Raw genomic sequence first — 20,999 nt, 5'->3', positions numbered from 1 at the left:
AAATAAGGGCGGATATACTCCGCCCTTATTTTTCGTTAGTCTCAGGACACACACTTAAACATGCGGTCCTTTTCCTTCGTTTCACGCCTGATCGGCTGCCAAGAGGTGTTTTTGAATATTTAATATAGCTTTGGTAGTTTGTCCAATGTTATAGCATAGTTACAGTGATATGCACTGCGCAGCTCCTCTTTTGTCGTAAACTTCTCCGTCCTACCAAAATCCTGAGACCATGTCATAAACCACAGCCACGGGATGCGCGAGGTGGACAAGCTTCTGATACTCGGAATCGGGCCAATTTCCCCGATAGCAGCAAGTTTTGGAGTTCCTGTAACAACGACCAGTTCCTCATATTCCTTCCGTAAATCCGTATGTTGGTGAGCTGGGGGATACATATCCCTGGAAATAATGTCAACCACGTCATCCCCAACGTAACCTTCGACCAACGGTGAGTTCCACACCCAAATTAAATTATTTAGATTATGATAATGCGTGTACCTCTCATACATGATACGGTACAATTGTTTTGCGATTTCCGGGCCTTGACTGCCCCACCAGAACCAAGTGCCTTCCGCTTCATGAAATGGTCTCCACAAGATCGGAATACGTTTGTCGCAAAATTCCCGGAGGATATTGGCCATATGGTCCATATCGGACAACAGGGCTTCATATTCTTTGGTTCCTTCCGTAATCGCTTTACTTACGTTAAAATTTGTATGCTCCGAATAGAAGCTTTTATCCCGTCCGCCAAGCGGTGAAAACCAATGCCATGTGAACGTAAGCAAGCCTCTGTTGTTCTCCGTCCACTCCCAAGCTTTATGCAGCGTATCCTGGTTTTCAGCAACTTCCAGCAAACACTCTTCGCCGCTATTTTCATAATTAATGTTTGGAGAATACCCAAGAAGCTCGAATCCGCATAGTGCCGGCCACTTCCCTGTTACTTGATAGATGTAGTTTAATTCTTCTTGCACCATGGTTTGGGTGTGCTGTCCCGTAATGATGCCATTCCCTTGAATCTCGTGGAAATAATTGAGCACAGAACGTACTTCTTCCGATGCATTAGGATTGCAAGGTATCGATTTCATCGTATCCTGCCTTTCTGTCTATTCTCAATTGAATGCTTATTGACCGCTCCATAGTTTAACACGGTCTTTCACATATTGACCAAAAGCCTCTTCCATCTCTTCCACTCCAGCCTTTTCCAATTCCGCCATGTACTCATCCCAGACTTTATCGAAATTTTCCGGTTTGGCCATTACAGCTTCAGGAATTCGTTTCCATGTGATATCCTTCATTTTGGCCATTAATATTGTCGCCTGGCTATCGCTTGGCAAAGCAATATTGTAAACCGCCCCGGCTTTTCTTTCAGGAAACTCTTCTTCTTTTGGGAAAAGATCTCTCCAATGCTCGACTTTGTAAGCGGCCAAAGCATCTTTTTCGGGTGCACTGTAGGTCGCCGTTAAAAGGTCACTGTTCGTTTTCGTATAATAATTGCCTGTTGAGTCCTTAATTCCGTCACCATAATGAACAGATAAGTTCCAATACAGGCCGAGACCCGATTCCTTCATGTAAGCACTACCTTCGTTGTCCATCTTTTCTTGAACATCCTTCGGTACAGTTCTTTTTCCATTCTCTACAACGTAATCTTGTCCTTCGATCCCCCAGTTCATCAGAATCTGTCCTTCTTCCGAAGCCAGGTAATCCAAAAATTTGATTGCAGCCACAGGATCTTTGCACTCGCTGGAAATCGCGATCCCATATCCTCCGTCAAACCCGGCGGACCAGAAATTAGTATCCTTATACTCTTCAGACAACGTTACTGGATAATGACCGTAAGTACGGTCAAATTTCCCTGCAGCCTTCAATGCCTGTTGAGCATCACCATAGTCCCATGCAGGGTCGATCAGGCCAAGCACACGTCCAGATGAAACCTTGGATTTGAATTGATCCGTCTTTTGAACAAAACTTTCCTTATCCAATAAACCTATGTCGTTCATATGGTTCAGCCAGCGGAAATATTCTCTTTCCTCTGGACGGCGGAAATGATAAGTTACATCAAAAGTTTGTTGGTCTACATAGTACTCTCCATCATCAGGTGCACCTGTCGTAAAAAATCCCATGTTCGTCACCTGATACATATGCCAGTCATCCGCATTAATGGTTAGTCCGATATTTTTGTTACCGTTATCATCTGTTGGGTGTTTAGCTATATAGTCTGTAAGGACCTTCTCGTAGTCCTTTACCGTACGAATTTCAGGATAACCAGCTTCTTTTACAACACGATGTTGAAGTTGGAAGCCACCGTCGGCTTTGAATTTACGTTCATCGATAGCAGACCAAGTCGGAATGGCATAGATGGCTTGATCCTCCAAACTATATTTGGCACGAACAATCTTATCGCCAAGCATCTTTTTAATATTAGGCGCATGTTCTTCAATCAGGTCCGTCAGATCGAGAACTGCACCTACATCCACTAGCTTGCCAAGATCAGCCTTTGCAGCTATGAGATCGGGAACTTCACCAGTGGCAGCCATGATGGATACCTTTTGCACAGGGTCCCCCACTGCGAATTCAGCATCCAAAACGACACCTGTTTTCTCTGTGATGACTTTTCCTATACGGTCATTCATATTGTTCCAGTTAGGACTTCCATCCTCTGAAAAATAAGTAAGTGTGATAGGATTTGAGCCATCTTGACTTGCTGATTCCCCACCACCACTTCCACTGCAGGCTGCGAGTTGACTGAGCAACAGACCAGCTGAAAGTAGTGTTACTGCTGTTTTTCGGGTTCGCTTTCTCATAAAAACAACACTCCCCATGTTTCAGTTAATTTAAGGATACAAAGTCATTTACGGTTAGAGTCTCATCAGCTTTTGACCGCACCTAGTGTCATGCCTTTTACAAAGTACTTCTGCAAGAAAGGGTAAACAATGAGAATAGGCACTGTTGCGATGATGGTAATCGCCATTTTGACAGCGTCAGGAGACACTTGCGACATCAATTGAGACATGTTTTCCCCACGTATATTGTTCGAGTTTGTGGTGGTACTCTGAAGCACTTTCATGAGCTCATACTGCAAGGTGGTCAGGGAGTCATTGGAACCATTATAAAGGTACGTATCAAACCAGGAATTCCATTGCCCGACAGCAAGGAACAAGGCTACGGTTGCAAGAGCAGGCTTGGTGAGCGGTAGTATGACACGCCAGTAAATGGTGAAATCGTTTGCCCCATCAAGCTTGGCCGATTCTTGCAGAGCATAAGGAATTCCATCAATGAACGAACGGATGATGAATATATTGAAGGCGCTTACGAGTCCTGGCAAAATATAAACTGCGAACGTATTGATCAGATCCAGATTCTTGATCAAGATAAAACTAGGAATCAAACCGCCCGACACATACATTGTGATCGCCAGAAATACGGAAACAAATCGTCTTCCCTGAAACTCTCTACGAGCAAGTGTATAAGCAACCATCGAACCGCTTACCAGACCTGCCAGGGTTCCTATTAGAGTTCGAAGCACCGATATTTTGAATCCCGTGATCAACCCCTCATAACTAAAGATGAGCTTATAATTTTCAAGAGTGAATTGTCTAGGAAAAATAGAAATACCGCCTCGAACAGTATCTACGGAATCGTTGAATGAAATGGCGAGCACATTCAAAAAGGGATATAGCGTCGCAATCGTAACGACTCCAATGAAAACATAAACAAAGGTGTCAAATATCAAGTCTTGGGGAGATTTTGCGCCTATCTTCGGTCGTTTGGGTGTGACGGAAGAAGTTGTCGGCTCGGATGCTTCCATGTGTGTTCCTCCTCCTTACATAATGCTTTCGTTAGCGAATTTTTTAAAGAGTCCATTCACGACGAACAGCAAAATCACGCTGATGACCGAATTGAAGATACTAATAGCGGTACCAAAAGAATATCTCCCCATGGATAAACCATAGTTCAACGCATACAGATCCAACACTTCGGAATAATCGCTAACCATGTGATTACCAAGCAAGAATTGCTTTTCAAATCCGATTCCTACAAGGTGGCCAATCGACATAATAAACAGTACGATGATTGTTGGCCTGATACCAGGGAGTGTAATATGCCATATTTGTCTCATACGACTGGCGCCGTCTACCCTTGCTGCCTCATACAGTTCAGGACCAATCCCCGAAATGGCAGCCAAATAGATAATGGCGTTCCACCCTGTCTCCTTCCAAACATCGGCTCCGGTCACTATTCCCCAGAACAGTTGACCCTTGGCCATAAATTGTATCGGTTGGTCAATCAAATTCAGCCCCAAGAGCAAGTCGTTTATCGCGCCTCCGTCGGTTGACAGCATTTTGATGACGATCCCGGCGGCCACGACCCAAGACACGAAGTGAGGCAGGTAAGAAACAGTCTGTACGAAACGCTTCATAAACTGAACTCGTACCTCGTTTAGAACCACTGCGAACAATACAGGAAACACGAACCCAGCCACAAGCCCCATAAGGCTCATTGCCAGTGTATTTCTTAGCACCAAATAGAAATGTTCATCCTGAAACAGTGCTTGGAAATGATCGAATCCAACCCATTTTTGATCGAAAAAACCTTTGCCTGGTCTGTAGTTTTGAAATGCCATCGTCCATCCCCACAGAGGCAAATACTGAAATACAAACACCCAAATCACAAACGGAAATGACATCATGTACAGATATTTTTGATTCTTAAAGACTTTCCACTTTTGCGAATTTTTGTGTTTGCGTGTGCGGAACCTTCTCTCTTCTGTTATCGCTTTCATTTCATCCCCCCCTTTCCTCTTTCATCATAAAACGATTGTTATATTGGCGACATATCGGAGATCCAGTAGGATTTCATTCAATAATCTATACTGTTTTCAGAAAAGACAATTTTGTTTTCATAAGTTGGTATAATAAAAATCCCCTGCATTAAACCAATGCAGAGAATTTTTATAATCGCCATATTTATTGAGTAGCGCTCAACTTGAACCATGCACTGGTATAATCTCCTGTAAGGGTAGGGATGATCAAGCCTGCTTGCATTAAACGATCCCCGCCGAAAGTTCCCATGTATCCACTCTCTCCAGTCACTTCATAAGTATACGAATGATCCAATCCTTTGAGCTGAAGTACATCAGCAGCAGGATTGGGCTTGGCTAAAACTCGAAAGTAGAATACGATAGCTTCCAATCGATTGTCCGAAACGAACATCCAAGAAGTTTCATTGCCTTGAAATGGGCTCCGTAGTCTAAACAAATCACCTTTTTGTATGAGAGAACGATGTTCTTTGTACATGGCAACCTGTTCTTTCACCTGGATTTTTTCGGCATCCGTGAATTTGGTCAGATCAAGTTCATAGCCAAAGTTCCCCGACATCGCAACGTCCCCTCTGAATTTAAGCGAGGTATCGCGGTGGACTTGATGGTTCGGCACGGCGGAGACATGAGCTCCGATGGTACTGACGGGATATACCAAACTGGTCCCGTATTGTATTTTTAAGCGTTCCACGGCATCCGTGTTGTCACTTGTCCAAGTCTGCGGCATGTAGTACAGCATTCCGGGATCAAACCGACCTCCACCGCTGGAACAACTTTCGAATAAGATTTCCGGAAATGCAGTCGTCAGTTTATTTAAAAGTTCATAGAGCCCAAGCACGTAACGATGTGCAATCTCCTGTTGATTCTCGGGTAAAGCCGTTGCGGAACCAATTTCGGTCAACGCGCGGTTCATGTCCCATTTTACGTAAGAAACAGGTACGTTGGTGAAGATTTCAGCCAGTGCATCATACAAATAATCACGGACTTCCGGCCGTGAAAGATCCAATACCAATTGCCAGCGGGCTTCCGTCCGGCGACGGCCTTCAACGTGCAGGCACCAGTCGGGGTGCTTCCGGTACAGATCACTTTCGGGTGAGATCATTTCAGGTTCAAACCATAATCCGAATTGCAAGCCTTGGCGTTCAATCCGCTCTGCCAAATCACGCAAGCCATTAGGAAGCTTTCTCCGATCTTCAACCCAGTCTCCGAGCGAACTATTGTCGCTGTCACGTTTGCCGAACCAGCCGTCATCAAGCACCAACAGTTCAATCCCCAGATGAGAGCCTGTCTCGGCAATCGCTTCAATCTTTTCTGCAGTGAAATTAAAATAAGTTGCCTCCCAATTGTTCACGAGAATCGGTCGCTCCTTGTCCCTATGCACGCCGCGGCATAAACGGTTCCGGTAGAGTCGATGATAGATTCGGGACATGCCTCCGATCCCTTCATTTGAATATACCAATACAGCCTCAGGAGTTTGGAAGGATTCGCCAGGAGGAAGCAGCCAACCAAAATCAAATGGATTCAGGCCAATGCCCAAACGAACGACACCAAAAGCATCCACTTCCGCTTCGGCATGGAAATTACCGCTATACACCAGATTTACAGCAAAAACCTCCCCATGATCCTCATCGGCTCCCGGGCTAACGACAGCCGCAAAAGGATTGTGCTGATGACTGCTCATTCCACGTTTGCTCCCAAGACTAGTACCTCCTGGGCCTAGAGGCCTGCGTTGAAGATGCGCCTCTCGAGCCCAATGACCCGCGAGGTATAACAATTCATAATGGCTCTTGCCATACAAATCAACATTGGCACTAAGCGCACGTAAAAGTTTGATCGTGCTGTGACCGTTGTTCTTAAAGTGAACTGACCTGGTAATAGCACCATCCCTGAAGATACAATATTTCAGAAGAACGGTGATTCCTGCGTACGCATCCTCCAGTTCCAGCTCCAAGGTATCTGCTTCATGGTCTGTTTCCGTATACACATACGGCAGACCATCAAGTGCTGGTTTACCAGCGCCGGTTGAGTACCCTTTGAAGCGTAGCTCTGTAATGCGGCTCCCGTCTTCAAGTAGAACTTGATAGGCAGGCGATCTGAAGTCACCTGTTCCATATTGCGGATATTCATGAGGCATGGAGCCTAGCTCCGTTTTTTCCAGACCTGGTACAAGTTTTTCAAGGTTTCCTTTCTCGGACAATCTTTGTCCCCAATATACCAGTAAAGGATAGCCGTCTATGATTTGAATAACATAACTGGTTACGCGGGATTGCAGATGAAAAATATGCTGTGACTTGTTAATATAAATAGCCATTACATGATTCACTCCTGTTAAACTAGATTGTTCCTGCTCAATAATAAAATGTATCCCTTTTCGATTTAGGGACTACCATACAATCCTTTGGGAAGTTCATCAAGCGTGATTACGTTGTCATGATTGTATACCTTTTTCAAATATTCCTTTGTATTCGTTTTTCCGTCGCGCAGATAATCTCCAGTCCAGGTATTGAAAAAACTCCAATGTGCGCCGTAAGTCTGGAGCAGATCAGGATCCGGAATAGGCCCGTTTTCTGCAAGCGCTACAAGCTTTTTGTACTTGCCCAAAAACAAGAGTTCATCATACATGGCAATGTTAGGGCTATGATCGCCCGCTGGATTGTAAACGTCGATACTTACAATGTCGACCATATCATCGCCCGGGTACCACTCCTCCTTCACAGAGTTCCAAACCCAAATGAGATTGTTTAACTGATGGTGATCGGTCAAACGTTGGTACATTAGTCTATATAATTTTTTGGCAGGTTCGGGCCCTTTGGCTCCCCACCAAAACCAGCCGCCCTCTGCTTCGTGCAGTGGTCTCCAAAGTACGGGAATGTTATGATCCTGTAGCCGCTTCAACTGAACAGCGATGGCATCAATGTCTCGAATTAAAAGCTTGTAATCTTCCGATTCCGGATGATTCAGGGCATATTCTACATCGAAGGTCGTAAACTCGGTATTAAAACCTCGCCACCATTCGTGGCCCGGTTCGTTGCCGCCTATTCCTTTCGGCGCATTCCAATGCCAGCTTAATGATACTATTCCTCCGCGTTCGTACCATTCAATCATCTTCTCCACCTCGTTTGAGGTGCTTCCATTTTCAACGCGGGATGGAGAATAATCCATCAAATCGCTGGAAACCAATGCAGGGAGTTTTCCTGTCTGCTTATAGATCCACTTCGCATCTTCCAGTGTTTGCTGTCCTGAAATTATCTTCTTTTCATACTGGCTGGTCATAAAATCCAAGAGTGCTTTGGCTTGGGGAGTTGCTTTGGAATTACTTAAGGTATCCATCTTTATATCCTGTTTGGATACGTTGGGCTCTATACGTTTGAGCTTGATGTACTCAATACCATAGTATCCCCACCCCCGTAAAATTTGGATGGAGTTACTGCCTTGGTTCAGAAGCACTTTGGTCACCTTTTTTTCAGCACGGACCTGCCCTGGGTTGGGAGCATTAAGCATCAATTCACCAGCACCTGAACCATTCACTTGAATAGAGGTCGTTTTGTCCCCATTCCCTTCAGGAATGTAATATCCCAAGCTCAACTCATACAGGCCATCTTCCGGTGCTTCAACCTTGAATGCAGCGCTTCCTTTAGCTGAATTATCCTCTTCAAAAAAATAAGAAATGTAACCTTTGCCATCATATGACTTGTCCTTGGCTTTGGCAGTTTTCTCATCACGTTTCTCAATCCCGTACCCTTCTAGCTGAGCATCTTTAAATGTTACTATTAATGCTTGTGTTTGATTAGGTTCAACAACAAATCCGGGTACCGTAATGGCTGCTTCCACTCTGGAATGAGTGAAACTCGACATGAAGATGCCCAAAAAGAAAAAGGCCGATCCTAACATTAAATAGGTTTTATTTGACGCTGCATACCTTATCATTGAACCTGATTTAGTCTTCATTTTATGCCTCCCCTCCGTTCATTACATTCCTGTTATCGCTTTCAATTGTGATGGTCCCTCCTTTCGTATCAACTATATTGGCTGAGGAGGCTCTCGGACATATCACAAATCTTAAATCCTTTCATTCTAAAATCCTTTGTATTTTCAGAAAATACATTTATTTTCATATGGAGATTAAAAAAACTCCCCTACTGTTCGTTACTTCCGTTAGTAGAGGAGCATGGTTTAAGGTTATTCTTTTTTTTGATAAAAAGAAGGTGACTCCCCTTCTAGTTTCTTGAATTTGGTGTAGAAATAATTGACGTTTGAATATCCTACCCTTTCAGCCACTTCGTAAACCTTCATATCCTGAGCCAGTAATTCTTTCGCTTTTTGAATCCGTATCCGATCAAGATAGGCGTTGAAATATTCCCCTGTGTAACTTTTGAAGAGTTGGCCCAAATAGGAACTACTGTAGTTAAACAATACGGCAAGCATTTCTAATCTTAGGTTATCCCCATAGTGCCGATCTATATAATCCAGCAATCGCTTCATTTCATTGTCTTTACTATTGTAATCTGCGCATCGAGCGAGCCTCTCCATAACAACAGAAATACGGTCGACAAGATCCTGAATATATCGGGAGTGATATACTTCAGCAAGGAATTGGGCCGGGTCTCCTGGATAATCGCTTAAAGACCAGACACGGGAATGAATTTTTCGAACCGTTTCATTAGCAAGGTAGAAGAAACGGTCACGGATCTCCTTTTCATCAGCCTGATTAGCTACTTGTTGTAATGCTATTTCGTTCAAAAATGACGAGATCGCACTTGCATGCCCAACATCGACCAGATAATGCAACCTGAAAGCTTCTTCCTCCTTATTTGAGATAGATAATACGGAAGTTTGAGCGATTTCTTTTTGAAAGGTTTCCGTTGTTTCCTCTGTTAGCAACCTCCCTCTCTCATAAAAGAAACTCCGCTCCAGAAGGGATCGTGCAGTTTTGAAAGAATAAATGATTTCTTCTAGAGAACGAACAGGTTGGCCTATCGCTATGTCCATTTCAGATCGAAGTTCTCCTGATAACAGCTGGAGATTCTTGTGAAGTTCATTCCATCCCAATTCGCCAACAGGAGCATCACCAAGCAAAAGGACAATGTATGGAGCAAAATATAAAACGATCCCTTTACGCTCCAAAGTATACGTTTTACTCAGTACCTTCTTGAAGTTATGAATCTGTTCGCTTTCTTCTGGATGTGAACCTGAGAACCCAATCAAAAGAATTTGAAATGTTCTCCAACTCACCTCAAATGAGTCGGACCTTTCAATCAAAAAGGAATCCTCAGATGCGTGTCTTCCAGATAGTAGAGAATAAAGTATCCATTCCGGTGTATTCGTTTTTTGTAACATATTTTTTTTCTGCACGTTTGAGAGCTGTTCATGAATCTTGTGAAGTGATGCTGAAAGTTCTTCCTTGTTTACAGGTTTGAGCAGATATGCATCAACACCGAATTGAAGAGCTTGCCGCGCGTACTCAAAATCGGCGTAACCACTGAGTATAATGACATGACTGATCCAGCCACGGTGACGGATCTGCTGAAGGAGTTCCAATCCGTCCATGCCTGGCATACGTATATCAACCAACAATACGTCGGGAATCGTTTCTTCGAATATTCGGAGAGCCTCATTTCCACCAGCGGCCGTTCCAATCACTTCAAATCCCAATTCCCTCCAAGGTATTAACGTTTGTAACCCTAAACGTAGTTTGGGTTCATCATCAACAATGATCACGGAGAACATCAGGTTCCCCTCCTTCCTTCGGAATACAAAATGTGATGCAGGTGCCTCTGCCCTCTGTGCTTTCAATTGAAAGCCTTGAACGTGTACCGTAGGTAAGTTCTAATCGGTCGTTCACGTTACGTAGCCCAATACGATCCCCGGCTTCATCGGAGTCTATTAACTGTTTTTTTATCTCATTCATTTTCTTTGGAGGTATACCCGCACCATCATCATGGATTTCTACAAATAACGTTTCCTGATCGTTAACTTTCGTTCGAACAGTGATCAACGTTGGACCCTCTTTGCGATCCAACCCATGGAGTATCGAGTTCTCAACCAAAGGTTGAATGATAAGTGGGGGAATTTCAATGTGTTCGCTTGCTGGGTCGATTTCCATAATGTATTGAAGTCGGTCTTCGTATCGGAATTTTTGAAGTTCCAAGTAACAACGAACCATGTTTAACTCATCTGAAAGTGGGATCTGGCGACTTCCGACCTCTAAACTATTTCGGATCAACACGCTAAGCTGCCATACAGCTTGGGCTAAACCCTCTTCCCCGCGAAGGTGTGCTTCCATTCGAATGGACTCAAGTGTATTAAACAGGAAGTGGGGATTGACCTGGCTTGCTAACATCTTAAATTTAATATCATTTTGTTTTTGTAATAGTGTCTGTTTCTGCTGGTTACTCTCTTCCACTTCCAACATTAGTTCACTGATTCGATGAACCAGATCATTGAATTGTCTGGAGAGTTGGCCGATTTCATCTTTTCCATCGAGGTCAAGATAAGTATCCCAGGACACCGTACCTACTCGGGACATGTGCTTACTAAGTCGAAGCAATCTTCTCGCAATAAATGATGCCGAAACATAAACAAGCAAAACTGCCATGATTAGACATCCACCTATAACAAATGTAGCCAATCGTATGATAGCGTTTGCATCATGTAGAATCTCAGACACGGTAAAAACGGAAATGATACGTAGTCCATTCCAACTATTCTGTGGAGTTATGTTTGCTATAACCACCTTCGAATTTTTCCCATCCATAACAGCTTCGTAGCTACCCTCCGTTTGAGACAACATATTACTCCCGGCATGCACAGAGGCAAGGTTTTTACCGTAGAGATCAGGGCGGTTGGCTGCCACAATATTGTTGTTGTCATCCACAATCATCGTTGAGAAAGTCTCTTGGGATAGAATAGAGTTTAGCAAATCAGAATTCACATTAATCACCAAAACACTTTCATTTTTCAACTCATCCAGATTGATTTTTCGAACCAGACTTAGATAATGTCTATGATCACGCTCATCCTGAATATAGTCCCAACCTGCAAGCCCCTTTTGACTCAAGGCGGCTCTATACCACTCAGACTGTTTCGTTTGGTCTTCTGGCTGCATAAATTCCCAATTATTGAGCATCGTTGAATTAGACGTATATAACCGAATTGATTTTATTTCCTTATACAGCCGCATATAATCCCGAATGTCAGTATATTGACGATAGGTTTGGATAACTTCGTTATAACTTTCATAATTGCGGCTTGCTATGGACTTCATTCGGTTATCATTGGAGAGTTGATAGGAAATATCAATAGCTACATTGATAACTTCCTCGGTCCTTTTCTGTACACGCTCCACGTTATTGGTTGCTTGTTCAGCGGCATTCAGGATCATGACTTCCTTCAGCTTGCTTGTTAGATAGATACCACTTATTAAAAGTGGGAGTACGGCCACGGTTATAAAGATCAATGATAGCTTACTTTTAAGTCTGATGTCATTTAATATTCGGATAAAGCGCATATCACGGGCCTCTTTCCTATATGTAGTTCCGATAATGATGGATGAAATTCACATATGATTAATATTGTACTATTTCCTTTTTACATAAAGCCAAATCTACTCTTCTCTTTTTGAATAGTCAATGAAACATTTTATATGGGATCGAGAGGATCCGATTGGTTCGTAGTAGGTCAGAGTTATTTCATATCGAGTTTTTCTAACTAATAATAAACCAAGCAACCGATCATATGATCGGCTGCTTGGTGAGGGTAAGTCTATCAAGGCAATTATTTAAAATCTTGCATTAAATCATCGATGACTGCTTTTACAGTTCTAATCTCTTTAATTGGTGTAACTCCTGTGCCGACAGTAATATAGCCATCGTCTGTATTGCCTTCTAGCATTCCGATCCGCATTCCAATTGATCCACGCATCAATTTTGCTGTTTCTTCACGACTGGCACCTTGTTTATCCATATCGACTAGTTTATTCGCCAATTTAGTAGGTAAAGACCGGTAGTAGGCTGGTAAAGTACGGAACATTAATAAATCTTCTGCTGTGGCATCAACAATCATTTGTTTTACATTTTGAGCTGCCGGATTTTCTTTTGTCGGAATAAAGACACTGCCAGCAAACACACCTTCAGCACCTAAAGCAAATGCGGCACGCACTCCTCTAACGTCTCCAATACCACCAGCTGCCATTACAGGAATATTTATAGCATCTACAATCATGGGAACAATCGAAAATGTTCCAATAACTCGTTCTGGAACCGTACCCCCTTCATCAAATCCAGTCGCTACATAAACATCGATTCCAAATTGTTCTGCAGCTTTTGCATTTTCAATAGTAGGCGTAAGGGGTCTATAAACAATTTTAATATTGTTTTCTTTTAATGGTTTAAAGATTCTTTCATCCAGTGTATCATTCACCAGAACAACAGGAACTTTCTCGTTAATAACTGTTTCTATAAGTGGCCATGTGTAAGCTAAATCACGATTCACGATCAATGGAATACCAAATGGCTTATTCGTTAAAGATTTGGTTTTTTGTATTTCAGTTCTCATTCTTTCCGCACTTATTTCGGGTGAGCGGGTTATATCAATCTGACCGGCATTTGGACCTAGAAATCCTAATCCACCTGCATTGCTTATTGCTGCAACCAATTCGGCATTAGTAACCCAAGACATTGGTCCTTGTATAATTGGCTTTTTAATATCTAATATTTCACATATTCTGTTAGCCATTTTATCTGTTCTCCTCTTGTTAAACGAATTTTATATTATTACTTCGTGTATTTATTTTCTGGGTAAGGTAGACCTAAATTTCCCCGAAGTGTGTCGTCCTCATATTCCTTACGGAATATGCCTCTATCTTGCAAGATAGGAACAACCAATTGGATAAAGTCCTTAAATCCTGCAGGATGATCTTGTCTAATCAGCAAGATATCCATGATGCCTTCTCGATACCAATGTTCGATTTGTTCGGCAACCTGCTCTGCCGATCCTATCAATCCAGGTTTCGGCATTCGATAACCTTTAGGCATCCATGATTCAATTTCCCTTAGTTTTTCCAGGGCTTCTTGTTCCGTTCCACCAACGATCGGGTTGTGAGAAGGCATCATCAACAGGTCATATGGTGAACGCCCTTGATTTTGAACTTTACGTTTAAGTTCATTAGTGAATGCCTTGAGATATTCCAAATCATGTCCAGGTGCCATGATGACTTCGGCATGCTGTGCAGCAATATCCATGAACTCCGGTGAGGTGCCCGCTTGAAAGACCACTGGTCTTCCTTGCCTCGATCGACTGATGTTTAAGGGACCCTCTACGGAAAAGTAATTCCCGGTATAATCTAGCGGATGCATTTTACGCGGGTCATAAAATACCCCACGTTCCTTATCACGTATAAAGGCATCATCTTCATACGAGTCCCAAAGTCCTTCAACAATCTCCAAAAACTCTTTTTTCATGGGATAAAGATCTGCTTTCTTCAGATGGGACCGACTGTAATTGGCTAATCCTCCAGGATTGGAGGTAATTGCATTCCACCCTGCTCTGCCTTTGCTAATCTTATCAAGGGAAGCGATTTGCCTAGCAACCGTAAAGGGATCAGCGTATGAAGTCGCTATCGTTGCAGTTAAACCAATGGAATAAGTTACCATACTTAATGCAGATAAAATGGATACACCCTCAAACATGCTTAGATAGTGCGGGATCATGCCAGGTCCGATATGACTTACGTCTGCCAAAAAGATCAGATCGAACTTTCCCTGTTCAAGTTGTATGGCTTTCTGTACGTAATACTCAATATTTTCACTGGCATCTGCTGGAATATGAGGGTGTCTCCAACCCGTGTAATTCCATCCCACACCATCAATAATTCCTCCTAGTTTAAGCTTTCTTTCTTCCATAATTGAATGATCTCCTTTTCACGAGTTCACTTACTTTCCTTGTAGAACACCTAATTCCTTAGCCAATAATTTATGCCCTTTCTTCCGACTCTCTTGATTCGGATAGAAGTCAGCGCTCCGTTACTCCTTGCCCTCTTAAGTTTATTATTTAGCTTGCTAACTATAGGAGTGAAAATATTTGGTTGTGAGCCAATCTTAAGCGTAATCGTTTCGTTTGCAAAGAGGGCAATTTAAATGAACATAGTACATCTTTTTGTACGTATAGATTGGGAGTGGTTTGAAGATTACACCCTATTTTAAATAATGAGTCTGTCTTTCAAACCCAAAAGGCCATCCTTTGTTGGATGGCCGTGTGTGCTTTGATAAAAACCTTCAGTTGTCGTCCCCTTTGAGTCTATCCCAACCAATATAATTGGAATATCTATGAGATACGCCATCATGGAATATATCTTGATTATTTCGCTAATATCCATTTTTGTCGATCAAGTGATGGATTCAGTTCACTTAGGAAGAGTTCGGTCCCATCTTCCGATACTTCTAATGCTTTTTGATGATGAGCTGAAGTAATATGAACTGATCCGTCTTTATTCTCGTGAAGGACCCAACGCTGGTTATTGTACCCTAAGTAATGATACAGCTGAAGTTTGTTCTGCCCTATATCCAGATCAAGCGTCTGACCGGCCGTAGTACGAATCGAATACGAACCTGCTTCGTCGCCTGTCGGAACAAATACCCACTTCTGGACGGAAGCTGCACTTGCATCTTGCAAGGTAACCGGCTCCCCGTCGACAAGGTTCACTGTATAAATGGATTTCTGTGTTGCGGCATTTACAAGGCTGGACTTGGTGATGTTGGCAGGTTCACCGTTGCTCATATTGACATTCTGATAAGATGCGGAGCCGCCAAATACATGGAGTCCAAAGTGGCCTTCTGCAAAAGTACCATCCATGATATCTATGACTTTTTGACTGTCCACGTGTACTATAATATGCGGACCATTCGCTTCTATTTTCACCTTATACGTATGACCTGGCCGAATGAACGTTGGTACTTTCGCAAGAACCTGCCGTTCTTCAAATCCTCCGTTGATTTTATAGAACAGACGGATCGCCTTCATGTTAGGGTCTAGATTCAGATAGTAACCACTCCGACCATCCTCGCTAGCCCTGAACAAAATAGAACCTGCTCCTCCTGTTTCACCGAGCATCATATCTGCTTCATACGTAAAATTCCCAGCCTTCTCTTTGGCAATATAATTTGCATCGCTCAAATATTTACCACGAATCCCATGTTCACTAACTAACCATGAAGCAGCAGACAGATCTTTAGTCCATCCACTCAGGTTTGTCCGGAACTCGCCACCTATGACTTTAACGAGCACACTAGTGGAAGTTTTACCATTCGGAGTGGATACGGTGATTGTGGACTCCCCTTCTTTTTTCGCCTTAATAACTGCATGTGAGTTGTCTGCCAATTCTATGGTTATTACTTCTTTATTATTGGAATTCCACTTAAGTGGTTGAACGCCCAAACCTGCTCCATACTCGACCATCGCCTGCAGTGTATCCGACTCTCCTACCCCCAGTTCCCGAACCCTCGTATCCATCTTTATTTGAGCTTTTGAAGGAATGTCCCCATTCCAGACAGAGTCAAGTTGATGCACTTTCAGGGAAATAACGTTCACATTCCCACCTTTCACGTAAAAACTCATCGCTCTACTCGCAGGATCCGGAAATATAACATCTGAAAAGACAACTTTGCCGTCGTTACCAAAGGCTTCAACAGAAGACTCATCCACAAGAATACGCATCTTGATCCGATTATTCTCCATTTGCGTAGGTGCTTCATGTTTCTTACTGAAAAGGTTAGAAAAATCCGTTTCACCGGATGCAGTACGGTCCACAAACATACGACTATCGCTTGCCTGATAACCCACGACCGTCTTCTGATTTGCACCCTCACGAATGTTAAAGCCAAACTCGGTCGCTGTACTGGTTTCAGGGATTTCAATTTCAGCTTCAATTTCGTAAGCACCTGAAATAATACCTTTTAGCAGATTCCCGGAAGAAGGACTCACCGACTTGTTAGAAGCAGAGTACAACGGTTTACGCAGTGATTCCAATTCTTTGATTGGACTTTGCGCCATCCGAATTCCAACTTTGGTTGTTACCAATGATACTTCTCTCGGAATGGTTAGTTCACCTTTCCAATTGGACGTTGGGAAAGCGAACGGATAGTCCCAATTCGTCATCCACGCCATCATCACTGTGCGATGATCAGGCATATTAGCGAAAGACATCGAAGCGTAAAATTCTTTACCAAAATCTGTTCTTAACACCTTACCTGCCGGATTATCGTTCACGAATTCACCATCAGCTGTTAAATGACCGATAAAATACTCGGCATCTGATCCGCCTGTTTTGGGATTCGCTCCTGTACTGATCATCATAACCCACTTCTTCTGTGATGTTCCGTCTACCGGAAGTTGGAACAAATCAGGGCATTCCCATACGCCTCCGCGTACGTAATCCCCATATCCCCAATTATCTGTCAATGTCCAGTCAAGTAAATTCGCTGACGTGTAGAAACGAATATGATCTCCTCCGGATACAACCATAACCCATCGGTTATTCTCATCATCACGGATCACTTTCGGATCGCGGAAATCCCAATTCCCAGCTTCATTTCCGCTCTTACCCGGGTTCTCGATCAAAATCGGGCGTTCCTTCGAATACTCCCAAGTACGACCTTGGTCTTTACTGTATGCCAGACCTATACGCTGGTTCCCATTCGGGCTATCCGGATTAAAGGAAGTATAGTATGCAATAAGGCCCTTACCTCCTGAATCTCCGAATAAACCAGATGCATTTGTCATATCCGCAACAGCCGACCCAGACCAGACATGTCCGTGATCATTCCAGGGAAGTGCAATCGGAAGTCGTTTCCAGTGCAGCATATCTTTACTTACCGCATGCGCCCATGTTCCTCCATCCTGATGGAAGAGATGATATTCTCCTTCGAAGTAGACAAGTCCATTCGGATCACTCGCTGAACCACGTATTGGCGTGTAGTGATATTGTGGACGATATATCTCATTGTAATATTGGCTCAGTTCCGTCACATAAGTATCCTGGAAGTAAGCCGTCCCCTTTTTTACGACGATTCCAGTACTTCCACTCCTGTAGGTTGAATCTTTCACGTCAATCGCGGCCGTAGTGTATCCGTCCAGGAAGACCTGAATTCGATCTCCCTTTGCCTTGATTTCCACATGATGTTTGGCTCCCATCTGACTTGGATAAGTACGTTGCGAACTTGCAATTACGGTCCCTTTTGTATTCGTCAAACTTACACGGACCTGATCTCCTTCCTTCGTAAGAGTAGCTTCATATCCTTCAGCTCCATCGCTTGAAGATCGAAATGCGAGAGCTGCAATAGAATCAGGACGAAGTGTAATATTCCCTTCATAGACCATATCAGTCGCATTTTTATTATAGACTTGCTGTGCTTTGCTCTCCTGTTCTACCGCCCCTCTTTTTCCGTTGATATCAGGCTGCCATGTTCCCTTGCTAGAAAGCACCGTACCCAAATTACCTTTCAGATCGCTCACCACGATGTTCGAAAACAAGGCGGATCCATCCCATACATGGAGTCCAAGCTTTCCGCTTTGATACGAAATGTCTTGAACATCAATTAATGGTTTGTATTGATTGCCCCAATATACTTTTAGCGAGGAACCCACTGCTTTCACTTTGAGATGATAGATTGGCCCCATTTCAACAGAAACTTTACGCTCCTCCTTTAATTTCCCATCTCCATTTCTTGCATCTCTTAACCGAATCAGACCTGCGTCCGGAACAATTTGCAACATGTACGAGCTAAAGCCATCCTCATTAGAACGAAATAACAATGTTGCGTCTGCCTTCGTATCCCTGATCATGACATCAGCTTCATAGATAAAATCTTCGGACACCGTCTCTGAGATGGCCATTACATTTTCTTTAGGCTGTGAAGTTAGCAGGATTCCTTCTGAAGTATCCTCTAATCCCCCTTTTCCTTTCACTTGCCAGCCTATCAAATTGGTATTTAATTTGGATGCGCTTTCAAAAATATCAAGCTCCTCCTTTGCCTGTTTATTTGTTTCCTGATCAGCGAGTACAGCACTAGCCGCAATTGATTTAGATGTAAAAATACCGTTTGAAGTCAGAGCCAATCCGGTTGCCATCAGAAGACATATTGCATATTTAGATTTATCTTTCATTCCATACCCTCTTTTCTAATAATATTGTAAAGTTATTGCCCCGCGGAAACGGGTAAAAGTCCACTTAGCCCTAAATTGGTTTTGGACACCCAGTTCAGTTCGGTTGATTTTCCCAAATGCTAACGAGATCATTGATTTGAAGCGACACGACCTTTAGTTCTCCGCCACTGGCATAGAGTTCCAGTCCTCTACTTCCCGAGTCGGGGAAAATCATGTCTGAAATGATAGTTGTCCCATTGTTGCCAAAGATCTCTACACTTGACCAATCCACATAGATGCTCAACTGTATCCGTTCATGCTCTGGCTTCATGGGGGCCTTGTGTTTTGCAGCAAAATCGGGATGAAAATCAACAGCGTTCGACTTCGTCCGATCGACAAACAACTCCTCATTCAAGACATTATATCCGATGACTGTCTCCTGGTTGGAAGAGGAAGACTTTCGCACCTTGAACCCGAATTCTATTGCATTACCGATTTCAAATTCCGCAATAATTTCCATCTTTGCAGCAGAAACAGCAGACAAAACGTTCATATCCGGTTTAATCGTAATGTCTTGTAGAGACAGAATTGAATTTCTAAGTTGATTTAACTCAGTTATGGGTGCTTGAATTAAGCGAAGTCCTTCCGAACACGTCCTAAGCTGAATCTCTCGTGGGATTGACATATGGCCACGCCATTCTTTAGAAGGAAGAGTGGAAGCGTAACGCCAATTATTCATCCAGCCTACCCAAATCTTTCGCCCATCTTCTTCCGGGATACCATCCCAGGTCACGGCCGCGTAAAAGTCAGATCCGTAATCTATCCATTTGATTGTATCGAATGATTCCATTGTTTCATCTAGTGTAAAAACCTTACCATCAAACTGACCTATAAAATACATCATGCCAGAACCCCCTGCGGGTGGTTCTGAATCGTTTGGATTTACGCCATTCCTATCTCCGACACTTAGTGTCAGAATCCATTTAGTGGTACTAGGGTCCTCATCCACTTGGATTTTAAAAACATCAGGACATTCAAATATTCCACGATGGATGCCCGGAATATCAGATCCGAAACCGCTTGCAAAAGACCAATCTTTAAGATTCGAAGATGTGTAGAATTCTATACGGTCGCTTACAGCAAGAACCATTACCCAGTTTGAAGATTCCTCATGCCAGAATACTTTTGGGTCTCGAAAGTCTAGCGTTTCCGTGGGGAATAAAACAGGGTTACCTTCATACTTTGTCCAGGTTCGACCTTTGTCCTTGCTGTAAGCGATGCTTTGAACCTGCGGTTTACCGGGTTGAGTGGTATTACCATTATTAGTAAAAATTGCAACCAATCCTGATCCTGCTTCGTTGAAGAATCCGCTTGTATTGTTCTTATCAACTACCGCACTTCCCGAAAAGATCGCTCCATCTTCCCCAGGCGAGATTGCTGGTGGAAGTTCATCCCAATGTACTAAATCATTACTTACTGCATGCCCCCAGTGCATTCTGCCGAAGTCAGGCTGCGTATCATGAGGAGTATATTGGTAGAACAGGTGAAATTCTCCTTCGTAATAAACCATTCCGTTAGGATCGTTCATCCAATTTCCCTTAGGGGAATAATGTATTTGCGGTCTGTATTCATGTTTATAAATAAAGTTTTCTGGACCTTTACTCATACTATTTTCTTCACCTGATAGAAGTATTTTTTTGATTTTATTCACGCTCCCTTAAAGCTATTTAGATTCTAAAAGAAGTAATATGCATTCCTTATTAACAAAATAATCCACCCGTTTTCATTTGTCAAAGTATTTTTGGATAAATGTACATTATTTTTTTATGTATATACCTTTATTAGTTTACATTTGCACATTTTATGACTAATTATAGAAAATAAAATTTTTATTTAAGCTGATCTAATTCATTTTTTTTGTTATTTCAAACCTAATGATTTACAAATGTAAAAAAAGGTGCATCTAAACTTCTCTTTACTTGTTCAACAAAATATCGTTAGTATTAAACCTAATAAAACAAAAAAAGCCGCTAAAATAGCGACTGGAAAT

General features: G+C 42.8%; 12 protein-coding genes. All 12 read right to left on the bottom strand.

The features are described 5' to 3' along the window. Positions 1-119: 119 nt before the first annotated feature. The 12 genes from ABTV53_RS14800 to ABTV53_RS14745 all read right to left on the bottom strand — a co-directional run bounded on the left by ABTV53_RS14800 (position 120) and on the right by ABTV53_RS14745 (position 20,660). Positions 120-1,082: a glycosyl hydrolase gene (locus tag ABTV53_RS14800; RefSeq protein WP_433743531.1), complete on the bottom strand. Its 963-nt coding sequence runs from the start codon at positions 1,080-1,082 to the stop codon at positions 120-122. A gap of 36 nt (positions 1,083-1,118) precedes the next feature. Then, the gene (locus tag ABTV53_RS14795) at positions 1,119-2,798 is read right to left on the bottom strand and encodes an ABC transporter substrate-binding protein (RefSeq protein WP_433743528.1); all 1,680 of its coding nucleotides are present in this window, start codon (positions 2,796-2,798) and stop codon (positions 1,119-1,121) included. A 65-nt stretch (positions 2,799-2,863) separates the two neighbouring features. Then, entirely contained in the window at positions 2,864-3,802 is a 939-nt protein-coding gene (locus ABTV53_RS14790) for a carbohydrate ABC transporter permease (protein ID WP_076210480.1), read from the bottom strand. A 15-nt stretch (positions 3,803-3,817) separates the two neighbouring features. Continuing rightward, complete coding sequence (locus ABTV53_RS14785) at positions 3,818-4,777, bottom strand: ABC transporter permease (protein ID WP_221821403.1); 960 nt, start codon at positions 4,775-4,777, stop codon at positions 3,818-3,820. 184 nt (positions 4,778-4,961) lie between these two features. Then, positions 4,962-7,124 carry an alpha-galactosidase gene (locus tag ABTV53_RS14780; RefSeq protein ID WP_433743525.1) on the bottom strand — a complete coding sequence of 721 codons (2,163 nt, stop codon included), beginning with the start codon at positions 7,122-7,124 and terminating at the stop codon, positions 4,962-4,964. Positions 7,125-7,189: 65 nt separating this feature from the next. Then, positions 7,190-8,761, bottom strand: coding sequence for a glycosyl hydrolase (locus ABTV53_RS14775; RefSeq protein WP_433753989.1), 1,572 nt, complete (start codon positions 8,759-8,761; stop codon positions 7,190-7,192). A gap of 231 nt (positions 8,762-8,992) precedes the next feature. Further along, complete coding sequence (locus ABTV53_RS14770) at positions 8,993-10,540, bottom strand: response regulator transcription factor (protein ID WP_433753987.1); 1,548 nt, start codon at positions 10,538-10,540, stop codon at positions 8,993-8,995. Next, the gene (locus ABTV53_RS14765; protein ID WP_433753985.1) at positions 10,518-12,320 is read right to left on the bottom strand and encodes a cache domain-containing sensor histidine kinase; all 1,803 of its coding nucleotides are present in this window, start codon (positions 12,318-12,320) and stop codon (positions 10,518-10,520) included. The genes ABTV53_RS14770 and ABTV53_RS14765 overlap by 23 nt, the downstream gene beginning before the upstream one ends. A gap of 266 nt (positions 12,321-12,586) precedes the next feature. Then, positions 12,587-13,546, bottom strand: coding sequence for an NAD(P)H-dependent flavin oxidoreductase (locus ABTV53_RS14760; protein ID WP_433753983.1), 960 nt, complete (start codon positions 13,544-13,546; stop codon positions 12,587-12,589). A 38-nt stretch (positions 13,547-13,584) separates the two neighbouring features. Further along, positions 13,585-14,712 (bottom strand): NtaA/DmoA family FMN-dependent monooxygenase, encoded by a 1,128-nt coding sequence (locus ABTV53_RS14755; RefSeq protein ID WP_433753981.1) that lies wholly within the window; start codon positions 14,710-14,712, stop codon positions 13,585-13,587. A 454-nt stretch (positions 14,713-15,166) separates the two neighbouring features. Then, on the bottom strand, positions 15,167-18,970 hold the full coding sequence (locus tag ABTV53_RS14750; protein WP_433753980.1) for a GH32 C-terminal domain-containing protein: 3,804 nt from the start codon (positions 18,968-18,970) through the stop codon (positions 15,167-15,169). A 94-nt stretch (positions 18,971-19,064) separates the two neighbouring features. Continuing rightward, on the bottom strand, positions 19,065-20,660 hold the full coding sequence (locus tag ABTV53_RS14745) for a glycoside hydrolase family 32 protein (RefSeq protein ID WP_433753979.1): 1,596 nt from the start codon (positions 20,658-20,660) through the stop codon (positions 19,065-19,067). Positions 20,661-20,999 lie beyond the last annotated feature (339 nt).

The sequence above is a fragment of the Paenibacillus amylolyticus genome, from assembly GCF_050990605.1.
GTDB lineage: Bacteria > Bacillota > Bacilli > Paenibacillales > Paenibacillaceae > Paenibacillus > Paenibacillus amylolyticus_H.
Note: the sequence above shows the minus strand (reverse complement) of the source record. Positions and strands in the feature narration are given on the sequence as shown.

Coding starts and splice junctions, on each gene's coding strand:
- ABTV53_RS14800 (WP_433743531.1), bottom strand. CDS start 1,082: ATGAAATCGATACCTTGCAATCCTAATGCATCGGAAGAAGTACGTTCT.
- ABTV53_RS14795 (WP_433743528.1), bottom strand. CDS start 2,798: ATGAGAAAGCGAACCCGAAAAACAGCAGTAACACTACTTTCAGCTGGT.
- ABTV53_RS14790 (WP_076210480.1), bottom strand. CDS start 3,802: ATGGAAGCATCCGAGCCGACAACTTCTTCCGTCACACCCAAACGACCG.
- ABTV53_RS14785 (WP_221821403.1), bottom strand. CDS start 4,777: ATGAAAGCGATAACAGAAGAGAGAAGGTTCCGCACACGCAAACACAAA.
- ABTV53_RS14780 (WP_433743525.1), bottom strand. CDS start 7,124: ATGGCTATTTATATTAACAAGTCACAGCATATTTTTCATCTGCAATCC.
- ABTV53_RS14775 (WP_433753989.1), bottom strand. CDS start 8,761: ATGAAGACTAAATCAGGTTCAATGATAAGGTATGCAGCGTCAAATAAA.
- ABTV53_RS14770 (WP_433753987.1), bottom strand. CDS start 10,540: ATGTTCTCCGTGATCATTGTTGATGATGAACCCAAACTACGTTTAGGG.
- ABTV53_RS14765 (WP_433753985.1), bottom strand. CDS start 12,320: ATGCGCTTTATCCGAATATTAAATGACATCAGACTTAAAAGTAAGCTA.
- ABTV53_RS14760 (WP_433753983.1), bottom strand. CDS start 13,546: ATGGCTAACAGAATATGTGAAATATTAGATATTAAAAAGCCAATTATA.
- ABTV53_RS14755 (WP_433753981.1), bottom strand. CDS start 14,712: ATGGAAGAAAGAAAGCTTAAACTAGGAGGAATTATTGATGGTGTGGGA.
- ABTV53_RS14750 (WP_433753980.1), bottom strand. CDS start 18,970: ATGAAAGATAAATCTAAATATGCAATATGTCTTCTGATGGCAACCGGA.